The 13181-nt window shown below is 70.2% G+C and carries 12 protein-coding genes; 7 read left to right on the forward strand and 5 right to left on the reverse strand.

Annotated elements, in window-relative coordinates:
- Window positions 1-17: 17 nt before the first annotated feature.
- Window positions 18-890: a sigma-70 family RNA polymerase sigma factor gene (locus AB5J56_RS01055; RefSeq protein ID WP_369229064.1), complete on the forward strand. Its 873-nt coding sequence runs from the start codon at window positions 18-20 to the stop codon at window positions 888-890.
- 114 nt (window positions 891-1004) lie between these two features.
- Here the strand turns inward: AB5J56_RS01055 and AB5J56_RS01060 are convergent, their stop codons facing one another.
- Window positions 1005-1862 carry an alpha/beta hydrolase gene (locus AB5J56_RS01060; protein ID WP_369229066.1) on the reverse strand — a complete coding sequence of 286 codons (858 nt, stop codon included), beginning with the start codon at window positions 1860-1862 and terminating at the stop codon, window positions 1005-1007.
- Window positions 1863-1962: 100 nt separating this feature from the next.
- Here AB5J56_RS01060 and AB5J56_RS01065 point away from each other — a divergent pair, with 100 nt between their 5' ends.
- The 3 genes from AB5J56_RS01065 to AB5J56_RS01075 are packed head-to-tail and all read left to right on the forward strand — an operon-like array spanning window position 1963 to window position 4668.
- On the forward strand, window positions 1963-2391 hold the full coding sequence (locus AB5J56_RS01065) for a winged helix-turn-helix transcriptional regulator (RefSeq protein WP_369229068.1): 429 nt from the start codon (window positions 1963-1965) through the stop codon (window positions 2389-2391).
- A 50-nt stretch (window positions 2392-2441) separates the two neighbouring features.
- The gene (locus AB5J56_RS01070; protein WP_369229070.1) at window positions 2442-3023 is read left to right on the forward strand and encodes an IS607 family transposase; all 582 of its coding nucleotides are present in this window, start codon (window positions 2442-2444) and stop codon (window positions 3021-3023) included.
- Window positions 3016-4668 (forward strand): IS200/IS605 family accessory protein TnpB-related protein, encoded by a 1653-nt coding sequence (locus AB5J56_RS01075; protein ID WP_369229072.1) that lies wholly within the window; start codon window positions 3016-3018, stop codon window positions 4666-4668. Before AB5J56_RS01070 ends, AB5J56_RS01075 begins: the two co-directional genes overlap by 8 nt.
- 215 nt (window positions 4669-4883) lie before the next feature.
- Here AB5J56_RS01075 and AB5J56_RS01080 read toward each other — a convergent pair whose 3' ends face one another.
- Entirely contained in the window at window positions 4884-5192 is a 309-nt protein-coding gene (locus tag AB5J56_RS01080) for a hypothetical protein (RefSeq protein ID WP_369229075.1), read from the reverse strand.
- Window positions 5193-5920: 728 nt separating this feature from the next.
- On the opposite strand from AB5J56_RS01080, the gene AB5J56_RS01085 reads away from it, so the two are divergent.
- Window positions 5921-6685 carry an SDR family NAD(P)-dependent oxidoreductase gene (locus tag AB5J56_RS01085; protein ID WP_369229077.1) on the forward strand — a complete coding sequence of 255 codons (765 nt, stop codon included), beginning with the start codon at window positions 5921-5923 and terminating at the stop codon, window positions 6683-6685.
- 91 nt (window positions 6686-6776) lie between these two features.
- Here AB5J56_RS01085 and AB5J56_RS01090 read toward each other — a convergent pair whose 3' ends face one another.
- Window positions 6777-8036: an acyltransferase family protein gene (locus AB5J56_RS01090; RefSeq protein WP_369229079.1), complete on the reverse strand. Its 1260-nt coding sequence runs from the start codon at window positions 8034-8036 to the stop codon at window positions 6777-6779.
- 41 nt (window positions 8037-8077) lie between these two features.
- Complete coding sequence (locus AB5J56_RS01095) at window positions 8078-9064, reverse strand: alpha/beta fold hydrolase (RefSeq protein ID WP_369229081.1); 987 nt, start codon at window positions 9062-9064, stop codon at window positions 8078-8080.
- A gap of 630 nt (window positions 9065-9694) precedes the next feature.
- Between AB5J56_RS01095 and AB5J56_RS01100 the strand changes: the two genes are divergently transcribed.
- A complete protein-coding gene (locus AB5J56_RS01100; protein ID WP_369229083.1) occupies window positions 9695-10399 on the forward strand; it encodes a gamma-glutamyl-gamma-aminobutyrate hydrolase family protein in 705 nt (234 codons plus the stop codon).
- A 293-nt stretch (window positions 10400-10692) separates the two neighbouring features.
- Here AB5J56_RS01100 and AB5J56_RS01105 read toward each other — a convergent pair whose 3' ends face one another.
- Window positions 10693-11619, reverse strand: coding sequence for a helix-turn-helix domain-containing protein (locus AB5J56_RS01105; protein WP_369229085.1), 927 nt, complete (start codon window positions 11617-11619; stop codon window positions 10693-10695).
- Between the two features lie 173 nt (window positions 11620-11792).
- On the opposite strand from AB5J56_RS01105, the gene AB5J56_RS01110 reads away from it, so the two are divergent.
- Window positions 11793-13139: an aldehyde dehydrogenase family protein gene (locus AB5J56_RS01110; RefSeq protein WP_369229086.1), complete on the forward strand. Its 1347-nt coding sequence runs from the start codon at window positions 11793-11795 to the stop codon at window positions 13137-13139.
- The last annotated feature ends 42 nt before the right edge of the window (window positions 13140-13181 follow it).

A 13181-nucleotide genomic window follows, 5' to 3' on the forward strand; every position in this document is an offset into this window, starting at 1 on the left:
AGCCTGGGAGGCGTGCGGTGGACGAGCTGGAGTGGCTGGCGGGGCGTTTCGAGGAGCACCGGGGGCATCTGCGCTCGGTCGCCCATCGCATGCTCGGTTCGACGGCCGAGGCCGACGACGCGGTGCAGGAGTGCTGGCTGCGGCTGAGCCGCTCCCCCGGGCGGGAGATCACCAATCTGCAGGGCTGGCTGACCACCGTGGTGGGCCGGGTCTGTCTGGACATGCTGCGCCGGCGCCGCTCGCGCCGGGAGGACTCGCTGGAGGCGCTGGTCCCCGCGGTGGCCGCCTTCTACGAGGACGACGACACTCCCGAGGAGTACGCGCTGCTGGCCGACTCCGTCGGGCTCGCGCTGCTGGTGGTGCTGGAGTCCCTGGAGCCCGCCGAGCGGCTCGCGTTCGTGCTGCACGACCTGTTCGGCGTGCCCTTCGACGAGGTGGCACCGATCGTGGACCGCACCCCGGCCGCCGCCCGCCAGCTCGCCAGCCGCGCGCGGCGCCGGGTGCGCGGCGGAACAGCGGCGGCGCCCGACGAGAGCCGGCGGCGGGAAGTGGTGGAAGCGTTCCTCTCCGCCGCCCGCCACGGCGACCTCGACGCGCTGGTCGCCGTACTGGATCCCGACGCCGTGGCCCGCTCCAACGGCCTGCCGGTGGCACGCGGAGCACTGGAAGTGGCCCAGGGAGCCTCCTCGTTCGCACCCTTCGCCCAGGCCGCGCAGCTGGCCCTCATCAACGGCTCCCCCGGCGTCCTCGCCCAGCAGGAAGACGGCGGGTTCCGCGCCCTGACCTTCCGCATATCGGGCGGGAAGGTCCTGGAGGTCGACGTCATCAGCGACGGGGAGCAGCTGCGCCGGCTGGAGCTCGCGCTCATGGAGTCAACGACCCGGGACTGACAGGTCGCGCACAATCATCACCGTGCGCAGCCTGATCCGGCGGTCCTGGACAACTCACCGCTGGGACGAACGCCCGAAGCGCCGACCGTGCTCCTTCGGCCCCGCCTCTTTCTGTCACCTCGGCAGATCGGCGGAGAGGAAGGGAGCAAGGAGCGCGAACAACTCGTCGGGGCGGTCGAGAGGGATGATGTGGCCGCAGTCCTGGAGATGGTGTCCGACCAGGTCATCGGCGATGGGACGGAGTTGGCGCTCGAGCCCGGTGCCGACGGGGTGAGAGCCGACGGCCATGGTGGGCATGGTCAGCCGAGCCGTCGCGACGGCGTCCTGGATCTGCTGCGCGCTGGTGGGCAGGGCCCGGTAATAGGAGAACGCGCAGCGCAGCGCCTCGCTCCCGGTGTACGCGTGGACGAAGGCCGCCCGGATGTCGTCGGGCACTCCTCGCCCGAGCGTCCCCGCGTCGAGGAAGAAGTCGATGTACGGGGCCTCGTTGCCGGCCAGGACGGTCTCGGCGAGGCCGGGGACGGCGTGGAAGCCGAACCACCACGGGGCACCGCCCGCGACGACGTGCTCTGCTCCGGGCAGGCGGCCGAGCAGTGCCTCCATCACGACCAGGCGCCGGACGAGGCCGGGTCGGCGCAGTGCGAGCAGGACGGCGGGGGCGGTGCCCGCGTCGATGCCGACCACCGCTGCCGTGGGCTCGCCGAGTGCGTCGAGCAGCCCTTCGGCGTCGGCGGCGAGGGTGCCTGCGTCGTAACCTTCGATGGCACGTGCACTGGCGCCGAAGCCTCGCAGGTCCGGGGCGATGACCCGGTAGTGCCCGGCCAGTCGGCCCATGATGCCGCTCCAGAGTTGCCAGGTGTGCGGGAAGCCGTGCAGCAGGAGAACCGCGGGTCCGTCCCCGGCGATTGCGACATTGAGGTGGACGCCGTTCGTCGCGATGCGGCGCAGGTGGTGTGCGGTGGTGACGGGCATGACGGCTCCTCCGGCTGGTTACCATTGGTGACCACCAAACGATAGGTAACTGTCCGGCCGCCTCCTAGACGGCACTTTCGGGGAAGGTGGTGAGCCACAGGTGACCACCCGAGGAGCCCGGGCCGCCGGTCGCGGGGTACGCGGCGATCTGTTCGATCCCCATTGCCCGACGCGGCAGTTGCTGGATCGCATCGGTACGAAGTGGACGTCGATGGCCGTCAAGACGCTCGCCGATGCCGCACCGGACGAGGTGCGCTTCGCGGAGCTGAGACGCCGGATGCCCGGCGTCTCGCAGAAGATGCTGTCCGTGACGCTGCGAAGCCTGACCCGCGACGGGCTGGTGGCGCGCCGGGTCGAACCGGCCGTGCCGCCGCGGGTCTTCTACCGGCTCACCGGACTCGGGCTGTCCCTGGAAGCCGCGCTTGCGGGGCTGCGGACCTGGGCGGAGGAGCACATGGCCGAGATCGGCCGCGCCAACGAAGCCGCCGACCAGGAGGCCGATGAGGGGGTGAGAACTGCTGCCGGTTGAGTGAACTCTAGTGTGTATTAATGCCTCTGAGTGGGTGTTATGTTCGCTGTATGAACCTCAAGGAGTGGGCGATAGCGAACGGTGTGCACCCGCATACCGCCTACCGCTGGTTTCGTGAGGGCACATTGCCGGTCCCCGCGGAGCGCGTGGGACCGCGCACGATCCTGGTCAACATCGAGGCGAATTCGTCACCATCCGTAATCGCGGGTGGTGTTGGGCTGTACGCCCGCGTCTCTTCTCATGACCAGAAGGCGGACCTGGAACGCCAGGTCGCCCGTCTGGCCGGCTGGGCGGTCAAGCACGGTCAGCCGGTGGCCCGTATCGAATCCGAGGTCGCTTCGGGTATGAACGGGGCCCGGACGAAAGCGCGTCGGCTGCTGGCCGATCCGAAGGTGACCACCGTTGTGGTCGAGCACAAGGACCGTCTCGGGCGGATGAATGTCGAGCTGGTCGAGGCCGCACTGTCCGCGACCGGGCGCCGCCTGGTGGTGCTGGACGACGGCGAGGTCGATGACGATCTGGTGCGCGACATGATCGAGGTCCTGACGTCGTTCTGCGCCCGTCTGTACGGACGACGTTCGGCGAGGAATCGTGCGGAGAAGGCCCTGGAAGCGGCGGCTGCCGATGACTGAGCAGTCGAAGAAGAAGAGGCAGCTGCGCACCATCGACGTGCCGTTCATCGCCCTCGGGCCGTCCGGTGTGGCGGTACGCGACCGGCTCAAGGGCCTCACGCCCGAGGACGAGAAGGTGTTGCGTCTGGTCGGTGAGCACCTGGGCTCCCTCGCGTCCCGTGACCTGGCGGCCCGGTGTCGTGATGGTCTGGAGCACTCCACGGATACGTGGGCGGCCCGGAAGCAGGGGCTGACCGCTGCCTCGTCGTCGCGGTGGGCCGGGAGTATCACGAAGGCCACGCACGATCAGTGGGCGCTCTCCCGCCGTTGCCAGCTCGGGCACATCCAAGGGCTTGAGGCCGGCGTGCGGACGCTTATGCACCGGCTGTCCCTCCCGATCGGGGAGAAGGGCAGCAAGCGGGCACCCGGCGGCTACCGGTCCAAGGGCGAGTGGTTCCAGAAGACCCGGCGTCTGCATGTGCTGAAGCACCGGCTCGATACGGCCCGTGCCGAGCGTGAAGCCGGGGCCGTGCACGTCGTGCGCGGCGGCCGGAAACTGCTCAACACCCGGCACAACCTGACTGCCGCGCGGCTCACCAAGTCGCAGTGGCGGGAACGCTGGGAGGCGGAACGCTGGTTCCTCGCCGCCGATGGCGAGTCCGGCAAGCGGTCCGGGAACGAGACGATCCGCGTCACCCCCGACGGCGAAGTGTCCATCAAGCTGCCCGCCCCGCTCGCCCACCTGGCCAACGCCCCGCGTGGCCGCTACGTCCTCGCCTCCAAGGTGTCGTTCCAGCACCGGGGACAGGAATGGGCCGACCGGATCGAGGCGAACCGGGCCGTGGCCTACCGCGTCCACCTGGATGTGCAGCGTGGGCGCTGGTACCTCACCGCGGCATGGCAACGCCCCGTCGTGCAGACGGTCCCGCTGGAGACGGCCCGCGCCCAGGGCATGGTCGGCATCGACACGAATGCCGACCACTTCGCCGCTTACCGGCTCGACGTCCACGGCAACCCGGCCGGCGAACCCCAGCGGTTCTTCTACGACCTCACCGGCGCCGCCGACCACCGTGACGCCCAGATCCGCCACGCGATCACCCGCCTCCTGCACTGGACCAAGCAGACCGGCGTGACCGCGATCGGCATGGAGAACTTGGACTTCACCGCCGAGAAGACCCGCGAGAAGCACGGCCGCAAGAAGTGGTTCCGGCAGCTGATCTCCGGCATCCCCACCGGCAAACTCAAAGCCCGCCTCGTGTCGATGGCCGCCGAGATGGACTTGTCCATCGTGGCCGTGGACCCGGCGTACACGTCGATGTGGGGCGATGACCACTGGCGCAAGCCGCTGGCCACCCCACGCCGCAAGATGACTCGCCATGACGCGGCCTCGGTCGCCATTGGCAGACGCGCCCTCGGGCACCCGATCCGGCGGCGGACGGCACCGCCCCACGACGACCAGAGCGATCGTCATGGGCATCGGACCGTCCAGGCCGGACCGGGCGCACGGGGGCGTGAGGGAACCCGCCCACCCGTCACGGAACGTGCACACGATGCACGAAGCCGGACGGGGACACAGCGAACGCGGGAGACCAGCGCACCCAAAACCGTTCGGGATGCGCGCAGCGATCAGGGATGGGTCCAAGACTCACTCCTGCTCACTGAGTAGGAACGGTAGGCAGGCCGGTTCCGCGCTCAGTACTGGTGGCTGGGGCACTCGATGTAGCCGTCGTCGCCGCCTTGTGACCACGTCGCTTTGTCAGGTCGACGCCTGAGGAGGACTTCGACGCGATGGTGTCGGGCACGACGTTCCAGGACAGCATCCGGTCGTCATAGGGCTGGGCGCCCTCAGCTTGTGCTTCATGGTCGGCGGCTTCGTTGAGGTCAGCAGCGCACGCGGGCAGTGTCGCCGTTGATACGGACGATGCACTCTTTGAAGAGCGCCATGGGCCGACCTTCATCTTCGGCAACCAACGTTAGTCCGAGGTCCATGATGGGCTTGATGACCTGCGCTGTTCGAGAGCCGTCGAGGTCCGGGCCGTGCACGGCCGCCCAACTCTCGAACAGCGCACGGACCCCTTCCCAGCCGGGCCCCGGGATGAAGTGGCAGAGGAACACTGGCTGATCAGTTGCGTACTGCCGGAGCTCGCCGATCCGAGTTTCACCCTGAGTGAGCCACCACGTCCCGTTCACTACCGCTCCCTTCAGCCACGACTTCAGGCGAGTTGCCCAAGTTCCCGAACTCCGTTGTGCCGAATCGTCCGTTGAACTGGCTCCCCTTCACGCGGAAGTTCACCAGACGTTCAGGCGGCCTCCGTCCGATTCGCCCGCGTCCGCCGCGGGTTCAGGAACCTCCGCCCCTACATGCCATGCCCAGCCCCGTGCACCCAAACCGAACCGGGCAGGCCCCGGCCCGCGACGGCTTCGCCCCTCACAGGGCGGACACCGGATCACCCGGGCGACGCCCCAGCCAGCCCTGCCAACGGCCCGCCGCCCGTGAGCGCGCCGGGCCGTGCGTGTGCGGCAGATGCCGTGGGGGGCGAGGCTGGGGAGGCCGCCTTGCTGTGGTGAGTGCTCCGGGGCGGGGAGGCCACCGCACCACGGGCGGTACGGGGGAATTTCACCGCCGTGCGGTGCGGTGGCTGCACCGGGGACCCACATCTCCTTGACGTATCGCGGGGCCCGGGTGTGACCGGATGCGCGAAACCCGTCGAGAAGAGGCCGGGGGCGCAGGTCGCGGGTGCGGGTGTCAACCGCCCTGCGGGTGCGGGCACTTGGGGTCTGTGGAAGGGCCGCTTGAGGCCGGATGGATTTCGGTGCCGGGAATTTCCCGGGGCTATTCGGCGGCCCTAGGTTGGTGTGCGGGCTGTCATTCGGCCATTCGGCGCCGGAAACACATTTCTTCGTGGAGGTCGTTCGCCTTGGGCACATTCGATGGCAAGACCGCACTCGTCACCGGGGCCAGCCGCGGTATCGGCCGGGGCATCGCCCGCCGGCTGGCGGGCGACGGTGCCCTGGTCGCCGTGCACTACGCGAGCGCGCAGGATGCCGCGCAGGAGGTGGTGGCGGAGATCGAGCGGGAGGGCGGGCAGGCCTTCGCCATCGGTGCGGAACTCGGCGAAGTCGCCGCCGTGCAGGAGTTGTTCGCCCGGCTGGAGAAGCAGCTTCAGGAGCGCACCTCCAGCACGTCGTTGGATGTCCTGGTGAACAATGCCGCGGTGGGCGGGCCGCCCACGCTGCCGGAGGACGTGACGCCGGAGCTGTTCGAGCGCTACTACGCGGTCAACGCCCGCGCGCCGTTCTTCGTGGCGCAGCGTGCGCTGGCGCTGATCCCGGACGGCGGCCGCATCGTGAACATCTCCTCCGGCATCACCCGCAGTGCGCAGCCGGACCAGATCGCGTACGCGATTTCCAAGGGTGCCGTCGACCAGTTGACTCTGCATCTGGCGCTGCATGTCGCGCCGCGGAACATCACGGTGAACACGGTGGCTCCGGGCCGTACCGACAACCAGGGGCCGCTGTTTCGTAATCCGGAGGCGGTGCGGCAGATGGCGCAGCTCTCGGCGTTCAAGCGGGTCGGGCGGGTCGAGGACATCGCCGATGTGGTGGCTTTCCTGGCCTCGGAGGAGTCCCGGTGGATCACCGGGGCGTTCATCGATGCGACCGGCGGGACGCTGCTGGGCTGAGCGCGGTGCGGCGGGCGGCGCGCCTGCGGCCGTGGCGGTGCCCCCCTTTTTTGAAGGGGGGCACCGCCACGGCCGTGGTGCGGGAAGGGGTTCAGTGCGCCTCGGGGTCGGGTGCCGGTTGCGCGGCGGGGCTGGCGGCCGGTTCCGGCTGCGGCTGTGCGGTGGGCGGGGCCGGCTGGGCGGGCAGGGAACGGGCCACGATCGGGGAGGTCCTGACGGTCTGTGTGCGGGCGGCCTTCGGGCGGGCCCAGCGGCGCATCGCCGGTTCCTCCACCAGGCTGTACAGGGCCCACGACAGGGCCAGGGTGATGGTGAAGCCGAGGGCCAGGTAGGCCAGTCCGCCGGCGGTGCCGTGCTGCTGTTTCAGGTCCTGGGTGTGGCGGGAGAGTTCGGTCAGGACGAGGGCGTGCCACAGGTAGAAGGCGAAGGAGACGTTGCCCAGCCACACCATGGGCCGGTTGCGCAGCGGGGAGAAGGTGCCGTCGATGTCGGCCTGGGCGGCGGAGGCGATGACGAGGCCGAGGGGGATGACCATGACGGCGACGTGGTTGTAGCTCCAGCTGGCGTGCCAGGCCAGTGCGTAGACCACGGCGGCCAGTACGGCGGCGGGCAGGAGCGGCAGGCGGATCCAGCGTCCGGTCTGGACGATCCTGGCGAGCAGGATGCCGAAGGTGAACTCCAGCATGCGGGCGGGCGGGGACATGTACACCAGCCAGCCCTGCCACTGGGTGACCGGGCCCCAGATGATGTGCGGTCCGTCGGGGAAGGTCCACGTGATCACCGGGATCATGAAGATCGCGCCGGCCACGAGGGCCGCCCACAGCCACAGGCGGGCCGGCTTGATGCGGGTGATCACGCGCAGCAGGAGGGGGAAGGACAGGTAGAAGAGGAACTCGGCCGACAGGGACCAGGCGACGGGGTTCATGGCGGAGGCGATGGGGACCTGCGGGAACCAGGCCTGCAGCAGGAAGAGGCTGGGTACGGCCTTCCAGCCGCCCAGCGCGGTGCCGGCGTTGAGGAAGAGCAGGGCGGCTGCCGCGTAGGTGACCAGGTGGTTGGGGAAGATCTTGACCAGGCGGCGGCGCCAGAACCGTACGGTGGTGTCGCCGGGCCGCGCGGACCAGGTCAGCACGAAGCCGCTGAGGATGAAGAAGAAGCCGACGCCGGTCGAACCGCCCAGGGCGAAGACGCGGTTGAAGGTGCGCGCGGTGTCCGGGTCGGTGAAGGGGAACTGGTAGTTCGCGTGGAAGGCGAACACCATCAGTGCGGCGATGATCCGCATGCCGGTGAGCGAGGGCAGACGGCTCGCATCCGTGTCGTTGCGGAGTCTGGTCGTTGCTGTCGGCGCCATGGCCGTTCGCCTTTCTCTCTGTATGTGCCGGCTTCGGGCGCTCAGCCGAAGAAGTCGGTCAGGGTCCGGGAGACCAGCTCGGGGTCGTCCTCGGTCAGCCAGTGCATCGACTTCGGCACGGGCACCATGCCGCGCACGTCACTCGCCACGTTCGCGAGGGTGGTGCGCACGTGCTCGAATTCCGACGGGCAGGCCATGCCCAGCACGGGGACGGTCACCTTGCCGTAGGTCTTCATGTCGGCGATGTCCTGGTTGAGGGCCTGGTACCAGGCGCAACTGGCGCGGATGCCGTCGTGGTTGTCGTAGGCGCGGGCGTAGACGGCGCGGTCGAAGGCGCTCACGTTGCTCTGGTCGTAGAGGGAGTTGTCGAAGAGCCAGTCGATGACGCGCCAGAACCGGCCGGTCAGCAGGTCCTGCGGCAGGCCCTGGACCTGGTTGAAGGCGAACCACCACATGTTGAAGCCGGTGTTGGGCGGCAGCAGCATGCGCAGTTCGTAGAGGGACTGGTCGGGGTGGGTGACGTCCAGCAGGGCCAGGCGGCGGGTGGCGTCGGGGTGGTTGGCGGCGAAGCTGTAGGCGACCATCGCGCCGATGTCGTGGCCGGCGATGTTCACCGAGCGGTAGCCGAGCTGGCGCACCAGCTCGTAGACGTCGCGGGCCATCGTCTTCTTGTCGTAGCCGTCTTGGGGGCGGGCGGAGGCGCCCTGGCCGCGGGCGTCCACGGCGATGACCCGGTAGTGCTGGGCGAGGGCGGGCATGATCTTGCGGTCCGCCCACCAGGTTTCGGGCCAGCCGGGCAGCAGGACCAGGGGATCGCCCTGGCCGCCCGCGACGTAGTGCAGGCGGGTTCCGTTCACGTCGGCGTGGTGGCTGCGGAAGTTGCCGGGCAGGGAGCGCGCCAGTTCCGCGTCGCTGGGGAGGTTTTTGGTGGGCAGGCCGCCCGCGGCGGGCGAGGCGGCCGCCTCGCCGGCCGCGGCGACGCCGTCCATCGCCGCGAACGCCGCCGCTCCGGCTCCCAGTGCGATCACTCTGCGCCGATCCAGCGCCATGCCCGACCACTTCCCATCCGTTGTGTGCGAGAGCCGCCTGGTGGCCCTGCTCGGGCCGGGGGCGGCGCGTGACCGATCGTCGTATGCAGCGCTGGGGCCCTACTCGACTGAGTGGGGAGAGCGCCTCGCGCGGCGGCCGGGCCGCCGGGGAGGCGACGGAGCCTGCGTGGCCGGCCGCGGGGCAGGAGGCGTGGCGGGACGGGCCGCGGCGGGTGGCGGGCGGGCCGGGGGTTCGAGGCGGGGCCGAGTCCGGCTCCAGAAGCGATCCGGCCGTCTTCGGCCACCGTCCGACACGCTGGCGCGAGGGGGAAGGAGGACCGGGCGACGCCGCATGCGCGCGGGGGCGCGACCAAGAAAAAGGGGCGGACGGCTCCTGGAGCGCGCGGGGCCCGGCAGACGCCGTAGGACGGCATCCGGTGCCGTGCGGGCGGCGGCCGCCTTCCCGCTGGATGGCCGGCAGCAGCCGGCCGGTCAACTCGGCTTCCTCTCCTGGGAGTTGAGCCGCCGACCGGGCGCCGTACGGGGGCGCCGTTTTCGGGCCTACGACGCCGACAAGGCACCCGCACCGGCGCTTTCGCCGGGCGCGGCTCGCGAGAGGACAAGGAAGCCATGACACGACCCGTGGTGGCGGTGACCGCCGACGCGACGACAGTCAACTGGGCTATCTGGGGGGATGTTCCGGTCTCCCTGCTGCCGCAGGCCTACCTGGACAAGGTGACGGCCGCCGGCGGAGCGCCGGTGCTGCTGCCGCCGCTTGCCGAGGCGGTCGAGGCGGCGATGGCCGGGGTGGACGCGCTGCTGATGAGCGGCGGCGCCGACCTCGATCCGGCGCTGTACGGGGCCAAGCGGGAGAAGTTCACCTTCCCGCCCCATCAGGCGCGTGATGCGGCCGAGTTGGCCGCGCTGGCGGTGGCCGAGCGGCGCGGTATCCCGGTGCTGGCGGTGTGCCGGGGGCTGCAGCTGATCTCCGTCTCGCGGGGCGGCACCCTCAACCAGCACCTGCCCGAGCATGCGCCCGCGGTGCCGGGCCGCTACGAGCCGCGCACCCTGCGGGTCGAGCCCGGCTCCCTGCTGGGGAACGCGCTGGGCGACTCCCCCACCGTGTACTGCCATCACCACCAGGGCATCGACCGGCTCGGTGCGGGGCTGGTGGCCACCGCCTGGGCGGACGACGGCGTCATCGAGGGCGCGGAGGCGGCCGATCCGTCGGCGCCGTTCCTGGCGGGCCTGCAGGCGCACGGCGAACTCGGCGAGGACACCGTCCCGCTGTTCGAGGCGTTCGTGACGGCCGCGAAGGCCGGAGCGCAGCGCTGACCGCGCTGGTCGCGGGTAGGGGCCCGCCGGTGCGGCTGCCGCACCGGCGGGCCCATGCCCGTCCCCATGCCCGTCCCCATGCCCGTGTCCTGCCTTTGGCCTTTGGTTTTGGGCTATGAGCTGTTGCGCTGTTGAGCTGTCCACGGACTATCGTCCAGCGTCATGCCGATCACCGGTTGGCGAGTGCATTTCATCGCCCGCCGTCCCGGAGGCACCATCGCCGGAGGCGTCTGGCGTGCGAAGGGACGCGGGGCGTGGCGCGCAGCCGACTACCGGTGATCAAGGGGAGTTCATCAGGCCGGGCGTGCCGACGACGTGCCCGTTCCCGCCCGGGTCGCATCCGCGCCCCAGCTGGCCAGCAGTCGCAGGGCCTCCGCCGACGGGGAGTCCGGTTCGGCGTGGTAGGTCACCAGCATCTGCTCGTGGGCGTCGGCCTGGTGGAACGACTCGAGGCGGAGATCCAGTTCGCCGACGAGCGGGTGGTGCAGGCGCTGGATACCGTGGCACCTCTCCTTGACGTCGTGGGTGGCCCACAGCCGCCTGAACTCCTCGCTCTTCACGGAGAGTTCGCCCACCAGCGCGGACAGCCGGGGGTCGTCCGGATGGGAGCCGGCGTCCATGCGCAGCTGAGAGACGACGTCGCTGGCTTTGTGCTCCCAGTCCACGAACAGGTCGCGGTACTCGGGCCTCAGGAATACCAGCCGCGCCCAGTTCTGCTCCCGCGCCGGCAGTTCGGCCCAGTCGCCGAAGACCGCCGCGGCCATCCGGTTCCAGACGAGGATGTCCGAGCGCCGCCCCACGAGGATCGCCGGAACGCTGTCCATGGTGTCCAGCAGCGTCCGCAGGGGGCCCCGCACCTGCTGGGCGCGGCCGGCCGGCTTCTTCTTCTGCTGCTGCTTCGGCTTCGCCAGGTGCGTGAGGTGGGCGTGCTCGGCGTCGCTCAGCCTGAGCGCGCGGGCGATGGCATCGAGGACCTCCGCCGACACGGTCCGCCCGTTGCCCTGCTCCAGCCGCGTGTAGTACGCCACCGACACCCCGGCCAGCTGCGCCAGCTCCTCGCGGCGCAGCCCCGGCACCCGCCGGTACCGTCCGAAGTCCCGCAGCCCCACGTCCTCCGGCTTCAGCCGGGCCCGCCGGGTGCGCAGGAACTCACTGAGCTCGGCACGCGGGTCCAGAGCGCCGGCGACCAGCTCGTGCACCGGTTCGGGGGATTCGTCCATGCCTCGAGTATCCACGGTTGCACGCACACCTTCCTGACCCAACCAGTGGTAGGCACCGCGCACGTACACAGAGCCGTGGCCTGGGTGGATGCCGGCCCGCCCGGGACGCTGGTCACCGTGCCCGGCCGGAAGGCAGCCGGGACGTGGCTTGCATCAAGAACGGAGCACATCCCATGACCACAACACAGGGGACCGAGTCGAGGACGCACCAGAGCGAACCGGCCGCGGAGGTGGTCGGCCGCCTTCGTGCGACGTTCAACACCGGCGTCACCCGAGGACTGGACTGGCGCGTCGGCCAGCTGCAGCGGCTGCGGGCCCTGCTGGTCGAGAACGAGCAGGAACTGATCGAAGCGCTCTGGGCGGATCTGCGGAAGAACGCCGCCGAGGCGAAGGTTCAGGAGATCGACTTCACCGTCGCCGACATCGACGAGACGCTGGCGAATCTCGAGAACTGGCTTCAGCCCCGCCTGGTGGAGGTTCCCGCCCATTTCGGTCCCACGACCACGGCCTACACCACGTACGACCCGCTCGGGGTCGTCCTGGTGATCGCTCCGTGGAATTTCCCGCTGCACCTTCTCATCGACCCCATCATCGGCGCACTGGCCGCCGGGAACACCGTGGTGGCCAAGCCGAGCGAGATCTCGGTGCACACCTCGGCGGTCGCCTCGCGTCTCCTGCGACAGTACTTCGACGCCGACGTGCTCACCGTCGTCGAGGGGGGCGCCGAGGAGACCACGGCCCTGCTGGCGCAGCGTTTCGACCACATCTTCTACACCGGCAATGGGATGGTCGGCCGGGTCGTCATGGCGGCAGCGGCCAAGCACCTCACCCCGGTCACGCTCGAACTCGGAGGCAAGTCACCGGTCTTCGTGGCGCCCGACGCCGACGTGGAGGAGACCGCGAAGCGGCTGGTCGGCGCCAAGTTCGGCAACGCAGGCCAGCAGTGCATAGCCCCCGACTACGTCCTGGCCGATCCTGCCACCGCCGCCGCACTGGTCCCCGCCCTCCGCGCGGCGGTCGACGCCCAGTTCGGCTCCGCTCCGCAGACCTCAGCCGACTTCGGCCGGATCATCAACGAGCGGCATTTCGACCGGCTCACCCGTCTGCTGGATTCCGGCCGGCCGGCGGTGGGAGGCCAGCGCGACCGCGACGACCTGTTCATCGCCCCGACGGTGCTCACCGATGTCGACCCCGCATCGCCGGTCATGCAGGAGGAGATCTTCGGCCCGATCCTCGCCGTCGTCGAAGTCGAAGACGTCGATGCCGCCATCGCCTTCATCAACGAACGCGACAAGCCCCTCGCGCTCTACGCCTTCACCACCTCCGAGGCCACCAAGTCGCGCCTCGTGAAGGAGACGTCCTCCGGCGGCGTTGCCTGGGGCCAGCCGGTGATGCAACTGCTCATGCCCGGCCTGCCGTTCGGTGGCGTCGGCGAAAGCGGCATGGGCCGCTACCACGGCCGGTACTCCCTCGAGACGTTCAGCCACCTCAAGGCCGTCGCGGACGTGCCGCTCAGCTAGGCCCGCGCCTGCGTGGAGCCGTGAAGCCGTGTATCGGTCCTC

It is taken from the genome of Streptomyces sp. R21 (assembly GCF_041051975.1).
In the GTDB taxonomy this organism is placed as follows: Bacteria; Actinomycetota; Actinomycetes; order Streptomycetales; family Streptomycetaceae; genus Streptomyces.